This window comes from Halosimplex yunnanense, from assembly GCF_054504345.1.
In genome coordinates this window covers 150,858-171,353 of record NZ_JBTJEL010000029.1, presented here as the reverse complement: position 1 = coordinate 171,353, position 20,496 = coordinate 150,858, and the positions used below count along the sequence as shown (strand labels likewise).

Sequence of the window (20,496 nt, the reverse complement as noted above, 5' to 3'; positions counted from 1 at the left end):
AACCGGCAGTCGGTACGGCAGCGACTCTGCCCTCGACGAGGGACGACCTCCGACCAGGAGTGTACGCCGACAGGGGACGGATACCGACCGTAATCGGCCTGTATTATCGGATCCCTACGAACGCAGCTACCGGGATCAGCCGGTATCTCGCTTCTTGATTCGACCTCGGAGGAACCGAGTCAGCGTAGCGTAAGCCATCCACTACCGAACCGGAGATATTCCAAAATACCGTCCGGAGAGGACGCTTATTCCGGAGCGATCGACGGGTGGCCGCCCAGAGTGACAATCAACACATCTAAAATACTTGTCTATCAACGTTGGTTGTCTATTCGGGCTGCTATCCCGAGTGGGGAGCCGGCGGCTCCGCTACGGATGGCCTGCGGAAGACGCGCTCGTCGGCGATCACCGCTGGAAAAAATTCAGTCGATGTGACCTTCGTCGCGCAGCTGGTCCGCGTCCTGCTCGGAGTAGCGCCACTCGATGTTGGCCTTCTCGTCCTGCCAGTCCCACGGTTCGACGAGGACCACGTCGCCCTCGCTGATCCAGGTGCGGTACTTCATGCGGCCCGGGATCCGGCCCATGCGCTCGACGCCGTCCTGGCACTGGACGCGGACGTGGTTGCCGCCGTTGTGCTGTGTTACTACCGCGAACAGTTCGTCGTCTGAGGGCATCCGAAGGTTTCGACGCCCGCCGTTGTCGCTCTCGCTCACACGACCCGTAGGGGCTCCCCACTTTTAAATCACCTGAGTACCGCGCTACCACGTGACACGACAGCGACGAGGGGCCGATCCGTCAGATCGAAGACTGGCCGAGGCGCTGCCTCAGATGTGCCGCGCGACCGCCGGTATCTTCTCGAGGTCGCTGCGGTCGAACGGATAGAGGTCGAGGTAGTCCCGGGCGGTCAGCTCGTAGGCCTGCAGGCGGTCGACCTGCGCGTCGCTCAACTGGCCGGCGCTGGTGACGAACCGCCGTTGCTGTCCCGGTGTGAAATCGTAGAGCAGCTCGCAAACGACCCGCTGGATCCGCCACTGGAGTCCCTTCCCCCCGTTCCAGCGCTCCTCGTAGCGGCGGAGCCGCTCGCGGGAGGTGTCGCCGTGGTCGAGGGCGGCGAGCGCGGCGTCGGCGGCCATCTCCGCGGACTGCATCCCCGGACGGATCCCCTCACCGAACAGGGGGTTGATGCTCGACACGGCGTCACCGATGGCGACCAGCCCGTCCATCGCGCGCTGGTTGATGGAGTTGTTCGAGACGGCGTCGCCCGCGTGGACGGCGCGCACCTCCTCGGCCTCCCACCGCGGGTCCGCGGCCACCCACGACTCGACGTAGTCGTCGATAGTCCCCTCGTCCGGCGGAGCGTGGTTCTCGTGGAAGTCCTCGATCCAGCAGATCCCCGCCTTGAACGCGTCGTCGCCGGCGGGGAACGTCCACGCGTAGCCGCCCGGCGCGAACTCGTGGTCGAAGCGGAACAGCATCGAATCCAGGTCGTAGCGGCCACGAACCTCGTACTCCTTGCCGATGCCCCGCTGGGCGGAGTCGGGGTCGAACATCCCGAGTTGCTTCGCGAGGACCGCTCGGGGGCCGGTCGCGTCGACGACGAGGTCGGCGTCGATCCGCCGTTTCTCGCCGTCGGTCCAGTACTGGACGCCGACGACGCGACCGTCCTCGACGACGGGGTCGGACACGCGCGCGTCGGTCCGGATCTCGGCGCCGTCGGCGGCGGCGTCCTCGCCGAGCCACTCCAGGAAGGCGGGGAAATCGAGGACGTAGCCCGGGATCGGGAGCGTCGAACTCGCGCCGGGCGCCTCGAAGACGACGGTCTCGTTGGTTCCCATCACCACCTCGTCGGGGACGTCGTATCGGTCGATCACCTGGTCGAAGGTCCCGCCGGTCGACTTGTCGTTGTCGGAGAGGGCGTCGTTGGCCTCGAGAACGGTGACATCGTAGGTCGAGCGGGCGGCGACTTCGCGGGCGAACTGGAGGCCGGCCGGTCCACCGCCGGCGACCACCACGTCTGCGTCTGCCGACATACGTCCAAACTACCGGACAGCGTGACAAATCCGTTGCGATTCCGAAAACGACCGATCAGTACTCGTCGAGGGGCTGCTGGCGGATCTTCGACCGGAGTTCCGCGAGCGAGGGGTCGTCGTCGCCGGAGAACATCGCGAAGAGCGTGGTCACTTCCGACCGGGAGACCTTCACGTTGCCTTCCTCGATGACGTCCTCGGGTCGTTCTTCGAGTTCGCGGATGGTCCCGACGGCGAGGAGGAAGGGGATGGCCCACGCCGAGAGGGTGTTGCCGCGGATCTCCGGCATGGCTTCGAGCCACGTCTGGGCGCCGTCGAGGTACCCCTCGGCGCGGTCGACGACGCGACGGATGACCGGGACGAACTCCTCGCTGTTGCCCTCCTCGGGGATGTCCTCGGTGTCGAGTTCCTCCGCGTCGAGCAGTTCCTGCGGGATGTAGACGTTGTTCTCCTCCTCGAAGTCGGTGGCGACGTCCTTGGAGACGTTGACCAACTGGAGGAGCATCGCGAACGAGCGGGCGTTGTTCTGCAGGGTGTCACGGACGGAGTCGTCGACGTTGCGCGAGACCAGACCGGTGACGAGCGTCCCGACGGTGCCGGCGGCGTACCAGCAGTACTCCTCGAGTTCGCTGAAGGTCTGGAGGCGCAGCCCTCCCTGTTCCGCGTAGCGCTCGACGAACATCGCCATCCCGGAAACGAGTTCGCGCACGGGCGGCCGGATCGCCGCCTGCGAGTCCTCGTCGAGGCCCTCGAAGGTGCGGAACACTCGCTCGCACTCGGCGACGACCTGCCAGTCGTCGTTCGGCTCCTCCGGGATCCACTCGTCGATCGCGTTCCGGAACTCCGCGATCGTGTCCTCGTCGTCCGGATCCAGCACTCGATCGTACTGATCCAGAAGGGCGCGCTGCTCTGCCGGTGGGATATGCCCCGCGTCCTCGATGGTGTCGGCGATTCGACAGAGGAGGTATCCGACACAGATGTCGCGTGACATCGGCTCGTCGAGTTCGGCGACCGTCAGGGCGAACGTGCGTGAGACGGCTTCGACGGCCTCGTAACAGTAATCGAGGTCGTCCTGAAACATCTGTTCGGTCTGGTTTCGTGACATTCCCGATACCGTCCCTTAACCCTTGCACAAGTAAAAAGTTCGCCTACAGACCGCGCCGGTCGAACCCCTCGGACCGGACTCCGCTCCGCCGGTTTCCTGTCTGTCGGCCGTCACTCTCCGGAGTCCACCGGCACTGACCCGCTGATCGTCACTCCCCGACCACGTCACGGTCGGACGGACCGGGACCGCCGAGTTCGGCGACGTACCCGTCCAGCGCGCTCGGATCGTCGGCGCCGGGCAGCGTCCGCTCTGCGGTCTCACAGGGTTCGTCGACACCGAGCCGCTCGCAGACCGCGTCGGCCGCCGCCTCGGCCATCAGCCGGTAGGTCGTCAGTTTCCCGCCGACCACCGAGAGGAAGTTGTCGACTCCTTCGTCGGCGTGGTCGAGCAAGAAGAAGCCGCGAGAGATGCCGCGGCCGCCGCGCTCGGCCTCGTCGGGTTCGTACAGCGGGCGGACGCCCCACCACTCGCGGACCTGCGCCGCGTCGGCGACGGCGGGGTACATCGCCGTACACTCCTCGCGGATTCGGTCGCGCTCCCAGTCGGCTTGCTCGTACCCGTCGGGGTCGTCGACGACGACGCTCGTCGTCCCCAGCACCGCCTCGCGCTCGTGCGGGACGACGATGTCGCCGTCGCCGGGCTCCCGGCTCCGGTTGAGGACCGTGTCCAGGTCCCCGTGGTCGACCGAGATCATCAGGCCGCGGGTCGGCCGCATCTCGACGGTCGCGCCGGCCATCGACGCGAGTTCGCCCGCCCACGCGCCGGTTGCGTTGACGACGACCTCGGGATTGACCGTCTCGTCCAGCGCACCGCCGACGGCCACGCCCGTTATCTCGCCGTCGTCAACACGAATGTCCTCGACGGACGCGTTCGAGTGGACGGTCGCGCCCTGCTGGGCCGCTGCCTCGACGTTCGCGGCGACCAGTCGCGACGGGGAGACGACCGCGTCCGGGACGCGCATCGCCCGCTCGACGCTCTCGGAGAGACCGGGCGCGATCTCCCGCGCTTCGTCGGCGTCGACGACTTCTACCGGGATACCGATCTCTTCGCAGGCACGCCGCTTGGCGTCGAAATACTCGGGGTCGTCCTCGGCGAGCTGGACGAACAACCCGCCTGTCTCCCGGACGCACGCCCCGGCGATGTCGGAGACGATCCGGTTCTCCGCGATGCACTCCTCGGCGCCGGCCGCGTCCGACTCGGCGTAGCGCGCGCCGCTGTGCAGCAGGCCGTGCGAGCGGCCCGTCGTCCCGTGAGCGAGGCCGTCCCGGTCGACCAGCGTCACGTCGCAGCCGCGGAGGGCGAGGTCCCGTGCGGTCCCGGCGCCGGTCGCGCCTCCGCCGACGACGAGGACCTCCGTGTCGAGTGCCATGTCGGGGCTTCGGCCCGGAGACGTATGTGGGTGCTGACGGCGTACGGATCCGGATCGAAACCGCAGTCCGGACCCGGACATGGCGGCACCGAAGCGGGGCGACCGCCCTCCCTCCGGGCGCCTCGGCCAGAACAATGATTACCACGGGCAACGCAGGTCAGCCAACAGTCGATGACCCGGTACAACCACGCCAGGGTACAGGAGTACTGGCAGTACGTGTGGGACGCGGAGGGGGTCTACGAGGTGGCCGACGACGCCGCCGACCCCACCTACGTCCTCGGGATGTTCCCCTACACCTCGGGCACGCTCCACATGGGCCACGTCCGCAACTACGCGATCACGGACGCCTACGCCCGCTACCGCTCGCTACAGGGCGACGACGTCCTCCAGCCGATGGGCTGGGACGCGTTCGGCCTCCCCGCCGAGAACGCCGCCTACGCCCGCGATACCGACCCCGAATCGTGGACTCGCTCGTGCATCGACCAGATGCGCGAGGAGCTGGAGACGATGGGCTTCGGCTACGACTGGTCCCGGGAGATCACCACCTGCGACCCCGAGTACTACCGCTGGAACCAGTGGCTGTTCAAGCGCTTCTACGAGGAAGATCTGGTCGAGTACACCGGCGCGCGGGTCAACTGGTGCCCCGACTGCGAGACGGTGCTCGCCGACGCGCAGGTCGAACAGCCGACGGCGTCCGGCGCCGGCGACGAGTCCGCGGCGGCCGACGGCGGCGCGGTCGATCACGCCCACTCCGCCGGCGTCTGCTGGCGCTGCGAGACGCCCGTCGAGCGGCGCGAACTCGACCAGTGGTTCTTCACCATCACGGACTACGCCGAGGAACTCGACGCCGGGCTGGACGACCTCGACGGGTGGCCCGACAGCGTCCGCGACATCCAGCGCAACTGGATCGGCCGCCAGGAAGGCGCCCACGTCACGTTCGAGGTCGGCGGCCTCGACGGAGAGAGCGACGAGGACGACGATCCGGTGCGAGACGTGGACGTGTTCACGACGCGCCTCGACACGGTCTACGGCGCGACGTTCGTCGCTCTCTCTCCCGGCCACGACCTCGCGAGGGCCGTCGCCGAGCGCGACGACGAGGTGGCCGAGTACGTCGACGACGTGACCAGCGCGGGCGTCGAGGCGGGCGGTACCTCGGGAGTCGACACCGGCCTCACGGCGACTCATCCCATCACGGGCGAAGAACTGCCCGTCTACGTCGCCGCCTACGTCCTCGACGACGTGGGCACTGGCGCCGTGATGGGCGTCCCGGCGCACAACGAGCGCGACCACGCCTTCGCGGCGGCCCACAACCCCCCCGTCGAGCAAGTCGTCGAACCCGTTGACGGCAGCCCGACCGACCTGCCCGACGCACCCTACACCGACGACGGGATGCTCACCGAGAGCGGCGAGTACGACGGCCTCGCGAGTTCCGCCGCGCGCGAGCGACTCCTGGGAGTGGACGGCGTCGAGTCGGCCACCGAGTACCGCCTGCGCGACTGGCTCATCTCCCGGCAGCGCTACTGGGGCACGCCCATCCCGATGATCCACTGCGACGAGTGCGGCCGGGTGCCGGTCCCCGACGAGGACCTGCCGGTCGAACTCCCGCCGTACGTCCGCACCGCGGGCAACCCGCTCGAAGAGAGCGAGGACTGGAAGCACGTCGAGTGCCCCGAGTGCGGAGGGGCGGCCGAGCGCGAGACGGACACGATGGACACCTTCGTCGACTCCTCGTGGTACTTCCTGCGGTTCCTCTCGCCGGATCTCGACACCGCGCCGTTCGACACCGACCGCGCCGCAGAGTGGCTCCCGGTCGACGTGTACGTCGGCGGCGAGGAGCACGCCATCCTTCACCTGCTGTACATCCGGTTTTTCACCCGCGCGCTGGCCGACCTGGGGCTGCTCGACACCCGCGAGCCGGTCGAGCGCCTGATCAACCAGGGGACGGTACTGTACGACGGCGAGAAGATGTCTTCCTCCAAGGGCAACGCCATCGCGCCCCACGAGTACGGCGCGGAGACGACGCGGCTGTTCCTGCTGTCGGCGGCCCACCCCGCACAGGACTTCGAGTGGACGGTCAAGAGCGTCGGCGACGTCTACGACTTCCAGCAGCGGCTGTTCTCGATGGTCGCCGACCGCGACGAGGTGGCCGCCCGCGAAGAGCGAGCGCCGCAGGACGAGTACCTCCAGCGCGAGATCGACCGGACGATCACCGCCGTCGGGGAGGAGTACGAGCGGTTCCGGTTCCACCGCGTCGTCAGCGAGACCCAGCGGTTCGCCCGCCTCCTGCGCCGGTACCGCGAGTACGGGCCGGTCGACGAGGCGACCTACACCCGCGGGCTGCGCGCCCTGACGCGGTTCGTCGCGCCGATGGCCCCGTACCTCGGCGAGGAGATGTGGAACCTGCTCGACACCGACGGGATGGTCGTGGAAGCCGACTGGCCGTCGGTCGAGGAGTCGGTCGAGGACTACGGCCTCGAACGGCGCCTCGTCGAGACCACGCTCGACGACGTGCGCGACATCACCGAAGTCGTCGACATCGAGGACCCGGAGACCATCGAAATCGTCGCCGCCGAGGAGTGGAAGTACCGCGCCTACGAGCACGTCCGGCAGGCCGATCCCGGCGACGCCGTCGTCGGGTCCGCGCTGGACGACGAGGCGATCGGCGACCACGGCGACCGCGCCGCGGAGTACCTCGGCGAACTGGCTTCCCGCGCGGGCGCGCTCGAACCCGTGCTCGACGCCGAGCGCGAACTCGCCGTGCTCGACGCGGCGGCGTGGCTGTTCGCCGACGAGTTCGGCGCCGACGTCGAAGTGCGACGCGCGAGCGCCGACGACGACCTCGCCGAGAAGGCCGACCCCTCGAAGCCCGCCATCCACATCGACTGATGCGCTGGACTCGCGGAGGCGGCTGACGATGGCGCCGACTCGCCGCGCGCTGCTCGCCGCGTCCGCGGGGGGCGTCGCCGGACTCGCGGTCCTCGGCGGAGCGGTCCGGCGCCGACCTCGGCGTCCCGTTCCCGCGACGGTGTCCAGTGGCACCGACACCCGTATCGGATTCGTCGGTGACGTGATGCTCGGCCGGAACGTGAACGACAGGTGGTCCGGCAGCGAGGAATCGGGAGCGAGCGGCGGTTCCCGATCCGATAGGGAGCCCACCGGCGTCTGGGGATCGACCCTCGGATCGCTCCGCGCACTCGACGGACTCTTCTTGAATCTGGAGGGTTGCCTCTCGACGCGCGGCGAGCGTCGGCCCAACCGCACCTACTACTTCCGGGCCGACCCCGGGTGGGCGATCCCGGCGCTCGACGCCGCGGGCACCGCCTACGCCTCGCTCGCGAACAACCACCTCCTCGACTACGGTCCGGTCGCGCTGACCGACACCGTCGACCACCTCTCGGAGGCCGGGGTCGCCAACGCCGGCGCGGGGGCGAACCGCGAGGCAGCGACCGAACCCGCCGTGGCGACCGTCGGCGACCTCGACGTGGGCGTCGTCGCGTTCACCGACCAGTCGCGCTCGTACGGCGCCGGCCCCGACAGCCCCGGGACGGCGTGGACGCCGCTAGACCCCGAGAATCCCACGACGCGCGAGCGCGTCGGGAGCGTCCTGCGGCGGGTACAGCGCCGCGACCCCGACCTCGTCGTCGCCTCGCTGCACTGGGGGCCGAACTGGGAAGTCCGCCCGTCGGAGACTCAGCAGCGGTTCGCCCGCTGGTTGATCGACGCCGGCGTCGACGTGGTCCACGGCCACAGCGCCCACGTGATCCAGGGCATCGAGGTCTACCGCGGCCGGCCGATCCTGTACGACCTCGGCGACTACGTCGACGATTACGTCGTCAAAGACGACCTCCACAACGACCGGAGCGTCCGCGTCGAACTCGCCATCGAAGACGGACGGCTCGACCGCCTGCGCGTCGTCCCGGTCGAAATCGTCGACGAACGCGTCAACGCGGCGACCGGCGAGGTAGCCGCGTGGGTCCGCGAGCGGATGCGGGCGCTCTCGGAGGAGTTCGGAACGACGGTCGAGCGCGACGGCCTCGGGCTGTCGATCCCGCTGGAGTCTGAGTGAACAGCGCTCTGGCTCGGTGTCGAAGCGGCGGGTTCTGTGGGCCAGTGATTAAAGTGCGGTGGCGCGCGCTGTCGCGGCGTTCATGCCGCGACAGCATCGTGCGAGGTCTTCGCGAGCCTGCGAGCGACGGCTCGTCAGCGCTTGCTCTGACGGTGGATGAGCACCGCACGCCGCAGGCGCGCGGAGCACAATCGGCTGGGGAGGCGTGTGGCGGCCTGCGGTGCTGTGCAGTTGCGGTTTCCTGGCGGACTGAAAGGGCGAGGCGCGCTCGCGTTCACTTTAGTCGCCTGAGCGGGCACTATCCGCGCGGGCGGTGCCGAGAGCGCGGATATCCCGCGTGGTTCGAGAGAGCGAAGCTCTCTCGTCACTGAGCGAATCGGAGATTCGCGAGGTCTGCGAGAGCTGTGCTCTCGCCCGATCCCGAAAATCGGAGATTTTCGGAGACAGCGACCGCGAGCGTGCCGAGGGCTTTCACTGCCTGCTGTCTCCTGCGGTAGCGGTTCCAAGTACTGCTAGCGAGCGCGTCGATGAGCGGTCACCTCTCAGTAATTCCTGCGGGTACGACTACGACACCAACTGATCGAAAACAAGCAAGCGGAGATACCACTCGTTTAGTCACAGGAGTTCGAACGGCCGCCATGACACGGATCGGAGTCGTCGGCGCGGGCGCGGCGGCCGCGGCCGCGACGTACGTCCTCGACGGGGCGCTCCCGTCGGCCGAGGTGACGGTACTGGAGAAATCGGGCGGCGTCTGTGGCCGCGCGGCGACGCGCCGCCGCGGCGACGTCACTTACGACTACGGCGCGAACTACGTGACGAGCGACGACGAGCGGGTCGTCGAACTACTCACGGAGACGCTCGACGCCGACGGGCTCGTTGACGTGACCGAGCCGATCTACACGTTCGACGCGGACGGCAACGTCTCCGAAGGTCGGGACAACGACGGCCACAAGTGGACCTATCGAGCGGGGCTCACCCAGATCGCCAAGCGGCTGTTCGGCGAGACGGAGGCGACAGTCCACACCGAGACTCGCGTCGAGACGCTCGTCCGCGACGGCGAACAGTGGCGCGTCGCCGACGCCGACGGCTGCGAGTGGGGACCGTTCGACGCGCTCCTGTTGAATCCGCCCGCTCCCCAGAGCGCCGAACTGCTCCGGGATGCCGAGTGGGACAACCAGACCAGAACTGACCTGGCGGAAGCCGCCGAGGCCGTCCCCTACCGAACCATCTGGACGGCCGTTCTCGGCTACGAGTTCGAACTCGACCGGCCGTACTATGCGCTGGTGAACCCCGACCGCGACCACGAGATCGGCTGGATCGCCCGCGAAGAGTGCAAACCCGGCCACGTCCCAGACGGCGAATCGGTGCTCGTGGCGCAAGCCAATCCCGACTGGTCGGTCGAACACTACGGCGACGACCCGGACGAGAACGTCGCGGACCTCGCGGCGCGGTCGGCCGACGTGCTGGGCGACGACCGACTGGCCGACCCCGAGTGGGCCGACCACCAGGGGTGGCGCTACGCGCTCCCCGACGAAGGGGTCCGACGGGGCGCCGTCGCCGACGCCGCGGAAGCGGACCTCTACGCGACCGGCGACTGGGTGGCCGGCGAAGCGCGGCTTCACGCCGCACTGCGAAACGGACTCGACACCGGCGAGCGGATCGTCCACTCGCTGTGAGTCAGGAGGCCGCCGATCCCCCCGATCGCTCGACCTGCGGCTGAGTGCGGACGTAGTAGAGGCCGAGGGTGATCACGGCGCCGGCGGCGAACCCGGCGACCGCCTGGGCCAGCGTGTGGGCGTCGAGGGCGACGCGGTTCGGGATCATCAATACCGGAATCGCGAGCAAGGGGAGATACCTGCGGTCCAGAAGCGAGAGGTACAGCGTCGGCACCAGCGCGAAGAGGACGTGGCCGGAGATGTCCCAGAACGGCGAGAGCAGGGCGTAGGGAACCGTCGCGGCCGCCAGCGTCACCGTCGCATCGGGAACGATAGCTCCCCAGTCGTAGCGGTGCCAGACGTACCACGTCGTCCCCGCGGCGATGAGCACGCCGCTGGCGACCATCTCGTCGAGTTGCCAGCTGCTGCCCTGTACCGCCGAGGAGAGGCCGCCGCGGACCAACAGGAAGTACGCGGCCGTCGGGACGAGCGCGAGGGCCCCTGCGACGAGGAAGGCGCCGATCCGCCGCCAGAGTGCAGCGCGGTCGGCCGACTGCCCGCGCCACTCGTGGTGGATCAGCAGCACGATACCGAGCGCCAGCACGGTGATCGGGTGGAAGACGTACGGGAACAGCTCGTTCGCTCGCTGGAGCGTCCCAGGCACGGGTACGTTAGGGCTTCGACAGGGATAACTGAGCGGTCGGCACACTCCGGGTCGGCATCGAGTACCCGGCAGCGGCACTTCCGGAACCGTCCTCAGACCGGTTCGGGAGCGCCGTCACCGTCGAACGCGCCGGCCGCCAGCGGCGCACCGATCAACCCGGCGCCGAGGACGGCCGACACCGCGAAGATGACCGTGGGCGGCAGGGCGAGCTTGATCGCGACGTAGCCGAGGGCCCCGAGCAGGGGCAGAACGCCGACGACGAGCGCCGTCCGTGCGGTCGTCCCCTCGACGGTCTCCCCCGGAGCGGTCGCTTCCCAGACGGCCGCGGCCCCGACCGCCACGCCGAAGAGGACGGTCCCGTCGGTACTGAAATCGCTGACGAGGAGCGCGGCGGTCGCGACCGCGAGCGCCAGCGCGAACCCCGCTCGCGGGCTGTCGTCGGTCACCTCGAACGCGACGACGAGGAAGCCGACGCCGAACACGATGCCCGCAAGCACGTCCCTGACGAAGTGGACGCCGAGGACGACCCGGGAGAGGGCGATCAGGCCGACGAGTACGGCCACGGCCCCGAACCGAACGTAATCCGGGTACCGGTCGTGGACGACGGCGAGCGCGCCGTAGCCGATCGTCGCGCCGGTGGCGTGGCCGCTCGGGAAGCTGAACCCGTCGATGGGGACGACGTTCACTTCCGCCGGCGGGCGCGGGACCGCGAAGAAGTACTTGAGCGCGGTGATCAGCGCCATCCCGCCGACGACGACGGCGACGGCGTGGGCGCCGCGCTCGCGGTCGACGAACCAGTAGTCGAGCGTGAACACGACGAGGAACACGCCGACGTTGCCCAGACGGGTGATCCCGAGGAAGAGCGGGACCATCCACTGCGGCACCGCCGCGCGGACGGCGTCCCCGAGCGTCTGCGCGAGGAGGACGGTCCCGGACATTGTGTGTGGTTGGGGACTGCGACACTTGGACGTGGCGTCGGCGTTCGCTGGCCGCGACGATCGCCCCCTGCGTTCGGCCTGGGCTCCCGACTACTCAATCGCGGAAGATGCTTCGGGAGATGGCTCCCGCCATCCCGTCGAAGTAGCCGGTTCCCCACAGCGCGACGGCGGCGGCCGCGATCGTGTTGAACGTGAGATCCGCGACGATGTCCGAGACGCCGTACTGGACGAGCACCTCGGTTCCGGTCACCGCGGCGCCGACCGCACCCGCGGTGAACTCGCCGATCTCCCAGAGGACCCCGAAGGCCATCACGATCGCCAGCGTGAAGGCGAACCGAAACTCCCCGGGGAACTGCGCGCGCGCTGAACTCTCGTCGATCGCCTCGACCACCGCGTAGCCGACCCCCGCGACGAAGGCGCCGGAGACGGAGTGGGCGACCTGATCGTACAGCGAGAGGAGTCCCGTCTGCTGGTCGTACGGGCCGAGGAACCCACCGACGTGTATCGCCGCTGCGACGGCGATCCACAGCGAGAGACGCGGGTCGACCGCGTAGTCGAATCGCCAGCCGAGAAGCGCCGGGACGAGTGTGACACAGAGCGCGAGCACGCCGTTGACGGCGACGCCGATCCGACCGCTGGCGACCCCGTAGGCGGCCATGACTGCGATGGCGAGTTGCAACGCTCGCGTGCCGGCGGTCGGCAGGTCGCCGACAGTCGGAACGCGCTCGACGAACTCGAACCGCGGCATCACCGCAGGTCCCTCCAGAGCGTGCGTTCGATCCCGTGACCGGGGCTCACCCGGCGGACGTACAGTTCGAAGACGACGCCCGCGACCACGCCGACGGCCGTCGCGAGGATCAGTTCCCACATTACCGCCGTCTCCCCGGGCAACAGGTCGGTCCCCAGCGCGACGTCGGAGGCGTATCTGAGGACGACCCAGAGGCCGGCCGCCGCCATCGTCAGGACGACGACGAACGCGACGGCGAAGTCGGGCGTCATCTCCACGTCGGTGAACGCGTCGAGTTCGACGGCCAGCAGCAGCGCTAGCGCCGCCACGACGACGTAGGCCGCCGGTTCGGGCTCGACGCCGAACGACGGGACCGCGACCGGGAGCGCGGCGACGGCGAGCACTTCCCACGCGACCATCTCCTTCGGGTCGCGCGCGACGACTGGGGGCACGACCCCGGTGAGTGCGGTCATCGCCGCGACGACGGCCCACCAGTCGACGCCCGCGATCACCCGCTCGACCGCCACCGCGCCGAGCGCGGCGACGAGCAGCCACCCGAGCGCGGCGTTCGTGGCCTCGTAGTCGAGGAGGTCGGACGGCGTTCGCATCGTCGATCTCAGACGCCGGGCGGCGCGGGTGCCGCCATCAGTAATCGGTGTGCTCGCCGGGAGTCGCCCGACCGGCCTCCTCGCCGTAGCTCTCCCGGTCGACCCGTCTGTGCTCCTCGCGCTCCGGCGGAGCGAGGTGGCTGCGGTGCCACCGGGTCAGGAGGTCCTCGGTCGCGGGGACCCACCCGTCCTCGGTGGGATCGACGTCGAGCGCGAGGTCGTACTCCCGCTCGTTCACGAGGTCGGCGTCCCCGGCGCGGGACTCCTCGCGGGGCTCCTCGGCCACGAGGTACCGCTCCTCGACGTGGACGGCCACTTCGTCGCCGACGTCGTCGCCCCTGACGCCGAACTCGCGTTCGAGGACGTGGACGCGGTCGGTCTCGTCGGCGAAGGTGTGCGATCCCCAGAAGGCGGCGTCGACGTCCGCCGACGCGGCGACGTTGCGCTGCTGGAACTCGGTGTACTCGTGGTCGAACCCGGGCGGGAGCAGGTGACCGGAAGTCGGGTGGTCGCCGTCGTGCTCCGGCGTTTCGAGGTGGTCCTGCGCGAACGAGGACAGCCAGTTCCACTCGTGCTCCTCGCCGATGTCGACGAGGTGGTCGCCGAGCGACTCCTCCTCGTCGACCCTGCGCTCGTCGTCCCCGACGACGACCCGGTTCTCGTCGGGGTCGTACCGTCCCTGATGGACCGTGTCCTGCTGGGGTTCGTAGAGGACGGCGTTCCCCCCGGCACCTCCCGAGACGCCGACCCACTCGACGTCTTCCAGCTGCTCGCGTCCCTCCTCGCCGGGCGTCTCGCGCTCGACGGTCAGGTCGTCGTAGGCGTCGTAGCGCCGCACCGGCCAGTTGTCGAACCGCGGGTCCGTCTTCGGTTCGGGTTCCGCGTCGTGGTCGGGGTCGGGCATACGCTCACCTACGGCGTTCGCGGTGAAAGGAAAGAGGCACCTACGGACACGTGCCACCGAAACGAGGCGCGTCGGGCCGAGTATCGCGTGCCTACCGGCGAATCAGGTGCTGTTCAGGCGCCGTCGGTCACCGTCTTGCCCGCGGTCGACTCAGCGGCCTCCGCGGCGTCGTCGACGGCCCGGTCGGCGTACCACAGCACCGAGAAGTCCTGCGGACTCGGCAGGGCGCAGGCCATCCAGCCGAGTACCGCGAACCGCGCGACCCCTTCGGCCGCGAACGGGTCGGCAACGACGCCCGCGGGGACCAGCGCAAGCGGGGCGATCAGCGCCAGCGGCATCATCGCCGACAAGCGCAGGAGCCACGCCGGCGTCTCGGCGACAGGACGGGGCCTGACCGCGGCCCACTCCCCGCGCAGCCCCGCCTGCAGGAGCCCCCCGTCTTTCCCGGGGAACCAGTCGATCGTGTGGGGGACGCCCGCCGCGCGCAGGACGGCGGCGTGGGCCAGTTCATGCGCTACGAGGCCGATGCTGACGGCGACGGCGAGCGCGGCGACGGCGGCGAGAAGCTGGATAGGCGTCATCTACTTCGCGTACGTTAGTCTTACCCGACCGATTGGCAGTTATCAATCTGTCGGTCGGACGCGCCCGGCCTCCGCCGGCGGAGCAGCCTCTCGGTAAGCGACAGTGACCCGTCACTCCTCTAGTTCGGTCAAACCGGCACGGGACCTTTGTAGGTCGATTGCGAAGGGCCACCTATGGCGTCCGAGGACGGTCCCGAGATCACCGCAGACCCCCCGAACAGCCCGTTTCACACCACCGGAACCGACCACATCACCCTCGTCGGGAGCAACGAGGAGGACACCATCGAGTTCTACCGCGACGTGCTCGGCATGCCGCTCGTGCTCCGCCAGCCGAACCTCGACGACCCGAACTCGACGCACCTGTTCTTCGATTCCGGCGACGGTCGCATCGTCACGTTCTTCGTGACCGACGACCGCCAGTCCGACGCGTCGCCGCTGCGCCACCAGGTCGGCTCGGTTCACCACCTCTCCTTTGGCATCGACCCAGAGCGCTTCCAGGACGTCAAGGAGGCGCTCGAGGAGTACGGACACGGCTACAACGAGTTCGACCGCGGGATCTTTCACTCGCTGTATACGCGTGATCACAACGGATTAACGATCGAACTGGCGACCGACAAGTACGACATCCCCGACGAACGCCGTGGTGAAGTGCTCGCGACGATCCAGCGCATCCGCGTCGAGGACGGCGCCGAGTACGCCGAGGCCGAGCACCTCGAACGGGCGCTCGACGAACTCGGCATCGACAGCGACCCCGTCGAACTGCCCGACGCACCGACCGGCGCCGGCGTCGAGTGAACTCGGCCGGCTATCGCAGGTGCGCGGCTTTTGCGCTCGAGGCTCGAAGCCGCCGTATGGCAGACGACGAAACCGACGAGGAGCGCGAGAACGAATCGGTGGACGAGGAAGCGAACGAGGACTCCAATCAGTACGGCGGGGGCGAGGGCGACATCGACGCCGTCGAGCAGACGGAGCGAATGGAAGACGACGAGGACGACGCGGACGACGAGGAGTGACCGGGGCTATCCGACGGGAGCCACCGCAGCGCCGCCCGTCTGATTCGCCCGGTCGAGCCGGTCGGACGTGTCGAAGTCGATGTACCGCACCCGGACGGTGACGTTCTCGCCGGTCCGCTCGGTTATCGACCGATCGAGGACGGTCGGGAGATCCGGGTACGACTCGTTGTCGGTCCGGCTCAGGGCGATCGTCACCGTCGAGGGGTCGCCGAACGGGCCGACCGACGTGTACTCCGTCGAGACCTGCGTGATCCCCAGCCTGTCGTATTCTGACTGTTGCAACACGTCCGTGGTGGCGTCGTTGACCGTCTGCTCGAACGAGGCGTGGCGATAGGACCCGAAGCCGACCGCGACGACGATGCCGACTACGAGCAGGGCCGTCCCGGCGACGATCACCGCCTGTCTGCCGCTGGGACGCTCGAACAGCCCCTCGTCGACGTCGTCCGGTCGGTACCCGAGATAGCGCAGCATCAGGTAGCCGCCGACGTTGACCGCGATCATCGTGAGCACGAGCAGCACGAGCGCCCCGAGCGCCACGATGTACTGGGTCCAGGCCACGCCGATGCCGCTGACCGCGGCGACGGGGATCAGCGCGGCGGCGATCATGACGCCGACGATCGACACCGACCCCTTCGTCGCGAGGCCGTAGGCGCCCGCGGCGCCGGCAGCGAGCCCGATGATCGTCGAGAGAATGCTCGGCGCGAGCCGACCGGCCACCAGCTGCATCGACGTGATGTCCAGGGTGGTCGGGACGGCGAAGAACTGCTTCACTAAAAGGCTGAAGACGGTGGCCGCGACCACGGCCATGCCCAGGCCATAGAGCTGCTGGTGAATGCTGTCGATCAGCATCTCGCGGTCGTCGCGGACGGCGCCGACGCTGGCTGTCAGCATCGGACTGACGATCGGCGCGATGATCATCGAGCCGACGACGACCGCCGGCGACCCCGTGAGCACGCCCGAGACGGCGACGACCGCGCTCAGGACCATCATCCAGAGGTACGACCGCGTGTTGAGCCGCATGTCCTTGGCCTTCGAGCGGAGCGTGGCCGGCGAGATCTTGTTCGGCGTCTTCGCCCACTGGTCCTGCACGTTGTCGATGTTCTCCAGATCGGCGAACTGCGTCGCGACCGAGACGGTGTAGGTGCTCTTGTCGTACCCCTCGGCTTTCAGGTCGTCGAGGACGTGCTCGACCGCGTCCGCGGGCGTCACGAACGATATCAGGTCGTGGCCGGACTTCGCACCGTCGCCCTCTCCGATGGTATACGTAAGCCCGTACCCGTCGAGGACCCCGACGACCGCCTCGCGTTGCTCGCGGGGCACCGAGAGCTGGAGCAACCGCATGGCCCCCGTTAGGATCGGCGGCCTGAAAAGCCCAGACCCGGCAATCGCGGGGGACTGCGTGCTCCGTGGTCGCGTCGCCGGCCGGTTCGTGGTCGCCGCTCTGGGACGTATCCGGGCGTATCCGTCTTCGCGAGACCGTACGCTTATCCGTCGGCCACCGTATCGGGCAGTATGGCTGTTTCCACCGGCGACACCGTTACCATCGAGTACACAGGACGGCTTGACGACGGCGAGGTCTTCGACACGTCGCTCGAATCGGTCGCGACCGAGGAAGGACTCGCCGACGAGCAGGGAGACCGCGCGTACCAGCCCCTGACCGTCGAGATCGGCCAGGGCCGCATCATCGAGGGCCTCGAAGACGCCCTCGTCGGCATGGAGACCGGCGACGAGGACACCGTGACTATCGAGCCCGAGCAGGCGTACGGCGAGCGCACCGGCGACCGCGTCGTCGAGTACGACACCGAGGAACTCACGGAGATGCTCGGCGGCCGCGAGCCCGTGGAAGGGATGGAACTTCAGACCGAAGAGGGCCTGCCGGGTCGGATCACCGACGCCGGCGACGAGACGGTCACCGTCGACTTCAACCACGAACTCGCCGGCGAGACGCTGACGTTCGAAGTCGAAGTCGTCTCCGTCGAGTAACGCCGCGTCGACCCTCTGTTCATTTACCCGCCGAGCGGCGCATATCGGTCGACCGGCAGCCCCGTAGAGAGGGCATAAAATCCGCTCTTACTCGCGTTATAGAGGACATAACAACGAGGCTAGGTGTACTATCAGGGAGTATGTCCGGGATCGACGACTGGCAGGCGCGGGATCAGCCGCTCGGGCAGTGCCCGAACTGCGAGGAGATGATCCCCGCGGCGAACCTGCTCATCCGGTACGAGTCGCGCGGCAACTGGCCCAGACTCTTCGCCGAGTGCCCCGCCTGCGGGGATCCGGTACATCCGGAGTGATCAGCGTGGGACTGCTCACCTCGCTCGTTGCCGACCGCGACACGGTCGTCGTCGAGTGTCGCCGCTGCGGGACGACGGTCGATCCCGATACCTCCGTCTGCTCCGCCTGTGACTGCGAGGAGTTCGCCGAGTACAGGATCGACTGACTGCGCCGCGATAGCCCTGCTCGTCGTTCCCGGCCGCCCCGTGGGCCGCTCGTCGCTCCCGGCTGTCCTCCTGGACGCCCGTCGCCCCTGGCTGGTCTTACTCCTGAAATGCCTCGACGAACGACGCCGTCGAGTCCCGCCATGCGTCGATTATCTCGTCGTCGTTCTCGCTGTCCCAGTCGTCGATGGCGCCCCGGCGTTCGAGGTCGTCGATGGTCCGCTCGACGCCCTCGCGGAAGGAGACGGTGTACTCGAAGCCCAGGTCCCGTTTCGCCTTGCTATTGTCGAACACCGTCGAGTACTGGAAGTGGTCGAGCAGTGGGTCCGTGCGGCCGGGAACCGCCTCGACCAGCTGATCCGTCGGGATGGAGACGAGTTCGGGTTCGGGCGCGTCCATCGCGTCGGCGACGTAGTCGTGGTACTGGTTCCACGAGATGACCTCCTCGCTGGTGACGTGGTAGGCCTCGCCGTAGGCGGTCTCCGTCCCGATGGCGCCGACGAACGCGCCGGCCACGTCGTCGCGGTGGCAGGGCCCCCACAGCGTCGCGCCGTCGCCGTGGACGATGACGGGCTTGCCCTTCCGAACCCGGTCTAGGTAGTAGGTTCCCCAGCCCATCGTGTGGATGACGGGGCCGCCTTCGCCGTAGGTGCTCCACGGCCGGATCACGGTGGTATGGAACGCGTCGCCGTGAGCGTCCGTGAAGACGTCCTCGCACTCGGCTTTCGCGGCGCCGTAGTCACTGACGGGCGGTTCGCGGGCGGCGTCCTCGGTCGCGGGGTTGCGGTCCAGCGGCCGGTGGTAGACGTCGACCGTCGAGCAGAAGATGAACTGTTCGACGCCGGCGAACGCCTCGACCGCGCTCTCGGCCTGTTCCGGCGAGAAACAGACCATGTCGATCACGACCTCGGGGTCCACCTCCTCGGCCACCGCGGCGAGTCGCTCGTCGTCGTCGCGGTCGCCGTGGACGTGTTCGACGGCGTCGGGCAGGTCCGCGTCCGTCTCGCCGCGGTGGAACGCGATCACCTCGTGGCCGGCGTCGACCGCCTGTCTGGCGATGCCGGTGCTGATCAGCCCCGTGCCGCCGATGATGAGGACGTTCATGGGCGAACGACGGCCAGAACCCGGATAAAAGGTCGGCCCGCGGAAGTCCGCACCGGGAGGTTGCCCGCGGCTCGCTCGTGCAGTTTCGCCGACCAAACGCTTTTGCACCCGTCACGATACAGGGCCTCCATGTCTCGGAACTACGATATCGGCGTCCAGAGCGTCGTCTTCAGGGACTTCTCGCTCACCGAACTGCTGGAGGAACTCGACGACGCGCCGGTCGAGCACCTCGAACTCTGGGGCCACCACCTCTCGCCGGATCTCGACGAACCCACGCTCGCCGCGGGGCTGGACGCCATCGACGCCGCCGACGTCTCCGTCTGCGGGTACGGCGTCGTCGACCTCGAAGCGCCTGGCGAGGCGCGCGAGCACTTCGAGTTCGCCGACCGCCTCGGCGCTGGCTACGTCACCGTCAACTATCCGCCGGCCGCGGACGCCGTCACCGAGGAACTGCTCGACCTCGCCGAGGCGTTCGACCTCGACGTGGGCATCCACAACTACTCGTCGGTCCACCACGACGACCTCTCGCGGGTCTTCTCGACCATCGACGACGCCCGTGGGGTACTGGAGCGATACGACCACGACCGGTTGGGCCTGTGCGTCGACACCGGCCACTTCCTCGTCGAGGACGTGGTCCCCGAGGACGTGGTCCGGGACCTTGGCGACCGGATCAACAGCTGCCACCTCAAGGACACCTCCGAGGCGGAGATCGAAGACGTCCCCGGCACCGGCCGCCTCGACGTCGACTCGTTCGTCGACCTCCTCGACGACCACGCCGACCTCGACGCGCCGCTCGTCATCGAGTACGAACTCCCGCAGGAGCGCGCGCCTGACGCACTCCGCGAAGCGGTCGCCGCCGTTCGAGCCGCGCTGAAGGACTAACTGCCGCTCGAACCGCCTCACTTTTCGTTCCCGCCGCCCTCGACGTTTTGATCCGGCCAAAATGGGGCCAAAATCGGGTTGACGGCGACGGCCGTTTACGGTGGTCGCTTCCGCACGGCGAGCCATGCCTGCGACCGAGCAGATCCCCGACGACCTCCCGGTTGCCCGTGCCGCGATCGGATCCGACGAGACGGCGACCGACGCGATCCTCCGCGCGGCCGAACGCGCCCACGTCGACCTCGACCACCCTAGCCCGCGACTTCACGACCAGATCGACGCCGACGCGCTCGACGCGCTCGTCTCCCACCACCGCTCGCAGGAGGGCCCGAACGATTTCGTCTTCGTCTCCAAAATCTGGGATCGCACGTTCGTCCTGACGCCCGACTCCGTCGAAGTCTACCCCTGATCGGCGGCGACC

Annotated in this window: 22 protein-coding genes; 10 read left to right on the top strand and 12 right to left on the bottom strand. The window is 68.6% G+C overall.

Annotated features, from left to right (window positions below; genetic code table 11):
- Positions 1–419: 419 nt before the first annotated feature.
- The 4 genes from AB2U09_RS04320 to AB2U09_RS04305 all read right to left on the bottom strand — a co-directional run bounded on the left by AB2U09_RS04320 (position 420) and on the right by AB2U09_RS04305 (position 4,498).
- Positions 420–710 carry a translation initiation factor eIF-1A gene (locus AB2U09_RS04320; protein ID WP_459191458.1) on the bottom strand — a complete coding sequence of 97 codons (291 nt, stop codon included), beginning with the start codon at positions 708–710 and terminating at the stop codon, positions 420–422.
- A gap of 111 nt (positions 711–821) precedes the next feature.
- Positions 822–2,027 (bottom strand): NAD(P)/FAD-dependent oxidoreductase, encoded by a 1,206-nt coding sequence (locus AB2U09_RS04315; RefSeq protein WP_459191457.1) that lies wholly within the window; start codon positions 2,025–2,027, stop codon positions 822–824.
- A gap of 55 nt (positions 2,028–2,082) precedes the next feature.
- Positions 2,083–3,129 carry a phytoene/squalene synthase family protein gene (locus AB2U09_RS04310; protein ID WP_459191456.1) on the bottom strand — a complete coding sequence of 349 codons (1,047 nt, stop codon included), beginning with the start codon at positions 3,127–3,129 and terminating at the stop codon, positions 2,083–2,085.
- 148 nt (positions 3,130–3,277) lie between these two features.
- Complete coding sequence (locus AB2U09_RS04305; protein ID WP_459191455.1) at positions 3,278–4,498, bottom strand: FAD-dependent oxidoreductase; 1,221 nt, start codon at positions 4,496–4,498, stop codon at positions 3,278–3,280.
- Positions 4,499–4,669: 171 nt separating this feature from the next.
- On the opposite strand from AB2U09_RS04305, the gene leuS reads away from it, so the two are divergent.
- The 3 genes from leuS (at position 4,670) to AB2U09_RS04290 (ending at position 10,240) form a co-directional block, all read left to right on the top strand.
- A complete protein-coding gene (gene leuS, locus AB2U09_RS04300) occupies positions 4,670–7,384 on the top strand; it encodes a leucine--tRNA ligase (protein WP_459191454.1) in 2,715 nt (904 codons plus the stop codon).
- Between the two features lie 28 nt (positions 7,385–7,412).
- Complete coding sequence (locus AB2U09_RS04295) at positions 7,413–8,564, top strand: CapA family protein (RefSeq protein ID WP_459191453.1); 1,152 nt, start codon at positions 7,413–7,415, stop codon at positions 8,562–8,564.
- 638 nt (positions 8,565–9,202) lie between these two features.
- Positions 9,203–10,240 (top strand): NAD(P)/FAD-dependent oxidoreductase, encoded by a 1,038-nt coding sequence (locus AB2U09_RS04290; protein ID WP_459191452.1) that lies wholly within the window; start codon positions 9,203–9,205, stop codon positions 10,238–10,240.
- Position 10,241: 1 nt separating this feature from the next.
- Here the strand turns inward: AB2U09_RS04290 and AB2U09_RS04285 are convergent, their stop codons facing one another.
- The 6 genes from AB2U09_RS04285 to AB2U09_RS04260 all read right to left on the bottom strand — a co-directional run bounded on the left by AB2U09_RS04285 (position 10,242) and on the right by AB2U09_RS04260 (position 14,641).
- Positions 10,242–10,883, bottom strand: a complete 642-nt coding sequence (locus AB2U09_RS04285) for a phosphatase PAP2 family protein (protein WP_459191451.1) — start codon at positions 10,881–10,883, stop codon at positions 10,242–10,244.
- A gap of 92 nt (positions 10,884–10,975) precedes the next feature.
- Complete coding sequence (locus tag AB2U09_RS04280; RefSeq protein WP_459191450.1) at positions 10,976–11,821, bottom strand: phosphatase PAP2 family protein; 846 nt, start codon at positions 11,819–11,821, stop codon at positions 10,976–10,978.
- Positions 11,822–11,915: 94 nt separating this feature from the next.
- A complete protein-coding gene (locus tag AB2U09_RS04275; protein WP_459191449.1) occupies positions 11,916–12,569 on the bottom strand; it encodes a DUF2238 domain-containing protein in 654 nt (217 codons plus the stop codon).
- Entirely contained in the window at positions 12,569–13,156 is a 588-nt protein-coding gene (locus tag AB2U09_RS04270) for a hypothetical protein (protein ID WP_459191448.1), read from the bottom strand. The genes AB2U09_RS04275 and AB2U09_RS04270 overlap by 1 nt, the downstream gene beginning before the upstream one ends.
- Before the next feature lie 37 nt (positions 13,157–13,193).
- Positions 13,194–14,060, bottom strand: a complete 867-nt coding sequence (locus AB2U09_RS04265; RefSeq protein WP_459191447.1) for a hypothetical protein — start codon at positions 14,058–14,060, stop codon at positions 13,194–13,196.
- Between the two features lie 113 nt (positions 14,061–14,173).
- A complete protein-coding gene (locus AB2U09_RS04260) occupies positions 14,174–14,641 on the bottom strand; it encodes a hypothetical protein (RefSeq protein WP_459191446.1) in 468 nt (155 codons plus the stop codon).
- Positions 14,642–14,815: 174 nt separating this feature from the next.
- On the opposite strand from AB2U09_RS04260, the gene AB2U09_RS04255 reads away from it, so the two are divergent.
- Both AB2U09_RS04255 and AB2U09_RS04250 read left to right on the top strand, forming a co-directional pair.
- The gene (locus AB2U09_RS04255) at positions 14,816–15,436 is read left to right on the top strand and encodes a VOC family protein (RefSeq protein ID WP_459191445.1); all 621 of its coding nucleotides are present in this window, start codon (positions 14,816–14,818) and stop codon (positions 15,434–15,436) included.
- A gap of 56 nt (positions 15,437–15,492) precedes the next feature.
- Positions 15,493–15,654, top strand: a complete 162-nt coding sequence (locus AB2U09_RS04250; protein WP_459191444.1) for a hypothetical protein — start codon at positions 15,493–15,495, stop codon at positions 15,652–15,654.
- 6 nt (positions 15,655–15,660) lie between these two features.
- On the opposite strand, the gene AB2U09_RS04245 is transcribed toward AB2U09_RS04250, so the two are convergent.
- Positions 15,661–16,995 (bottom strand): TIGR00341 family protein, encoded by a 1,335-nt coding sequence (locus AB2U09_RS04245; protein WP_459191443.1) that lies wholly within the window; start codon positions 16,993–16,995, stop codon positions 15,661–15,663.
- Between the two features lie 171 nt (positions 16,996–17,166).
- Between AB2U09_RS04245 and AB2U09_RS04240 the strand changes: the two genes are divergently transcribed.
- The 3 genes from AB2U09_RS04240 to AB2U09_RS04230 all read left to right on the top strand — a co-directional run bounded on the left by AB2U09_RS04240 (position 17,167) and on the right by AB2U09_RS04230 (position 18,094).
- Complete coding sequence (locus tag AB2U09_RS04240; RefSeq protein WP_459191442.1) at positions 17,167–17,637, top strand: FKBP-type peptidyl-prolyl cis-trans isomerase; 471 nt, start codon at positions 17,167–17,169, stop codon at positions 17,635–17,637.
- A gap of 140 nt (positions 17,638–17,777) precedes the next feature.
- Positions 17,778–17,948: a DUF7837 family putative zinc-binding protein gene (locus AB2U09_RS04235; protein WP_459191441.1), complete on the top strand. Its 171-nt coding sequence runs from the start codon at positions 17,778–17,780 to the stop codon at positions 17,946–17,948.
- 5 nt (positions 17,949–17,953) lie between these two features.
- Positions 17,954–18,094: a hypothetical protein gene (locus AB2U09_RS04230; protein WP_459191440.1), complete on the top strand. Its 141-nt coding sequence runs from the start codon at positions 17,954–17,956 to the stop codon at positions 18,092–18,094.
- Positions 18,095–18,191: 97 nt separating this feature from the next.
- Here the strand turns inward: AB2U09_RS04230 and AB2U09_RS04225 are convergent, their stop codons facing one another.
- Complete coding sequence (locus AB2U09_RS04225; protein WP_459191439.1) at positions 18,192–19,196, bottom strand: NAD-dependent epimerase/dehydratase family protein; 1,005 nt, start codon at positions 19,194–19,196, stop codon at positions 18,192–18,194.
- 129 nt (positions 19,197–19,325) lie between these two features.
- On the opposite strand from AB2U09_RS04225, the gene AB2U09_RS04220 reads away from it, so the two are divergent.
- On the top strand, positions 19,326–20,078 hold the full coding sequence (locus tag AB2U09_RS04220; protein WP_459191438.1) for a sugar phosphate isomerase/epimerase family protein: 753 nt from the start codon (positions 19,326–19,328) through the stop codon (positions 20,076–20,078).
- Positions 20,079–20,202: 124 nt separating this feature from the next.
- A complete protein-coding gene (locus tag AB2U09_RS04215; protein WP_459191437.1) occupies positions 20,203–20,484 on the top strand; it encodes a HalOD1 output domain-containing protein in 282 nt (93 codons plus the stop codon).
- Positions 20,485–20,496 lie beyond the last annotated feature (12 nt).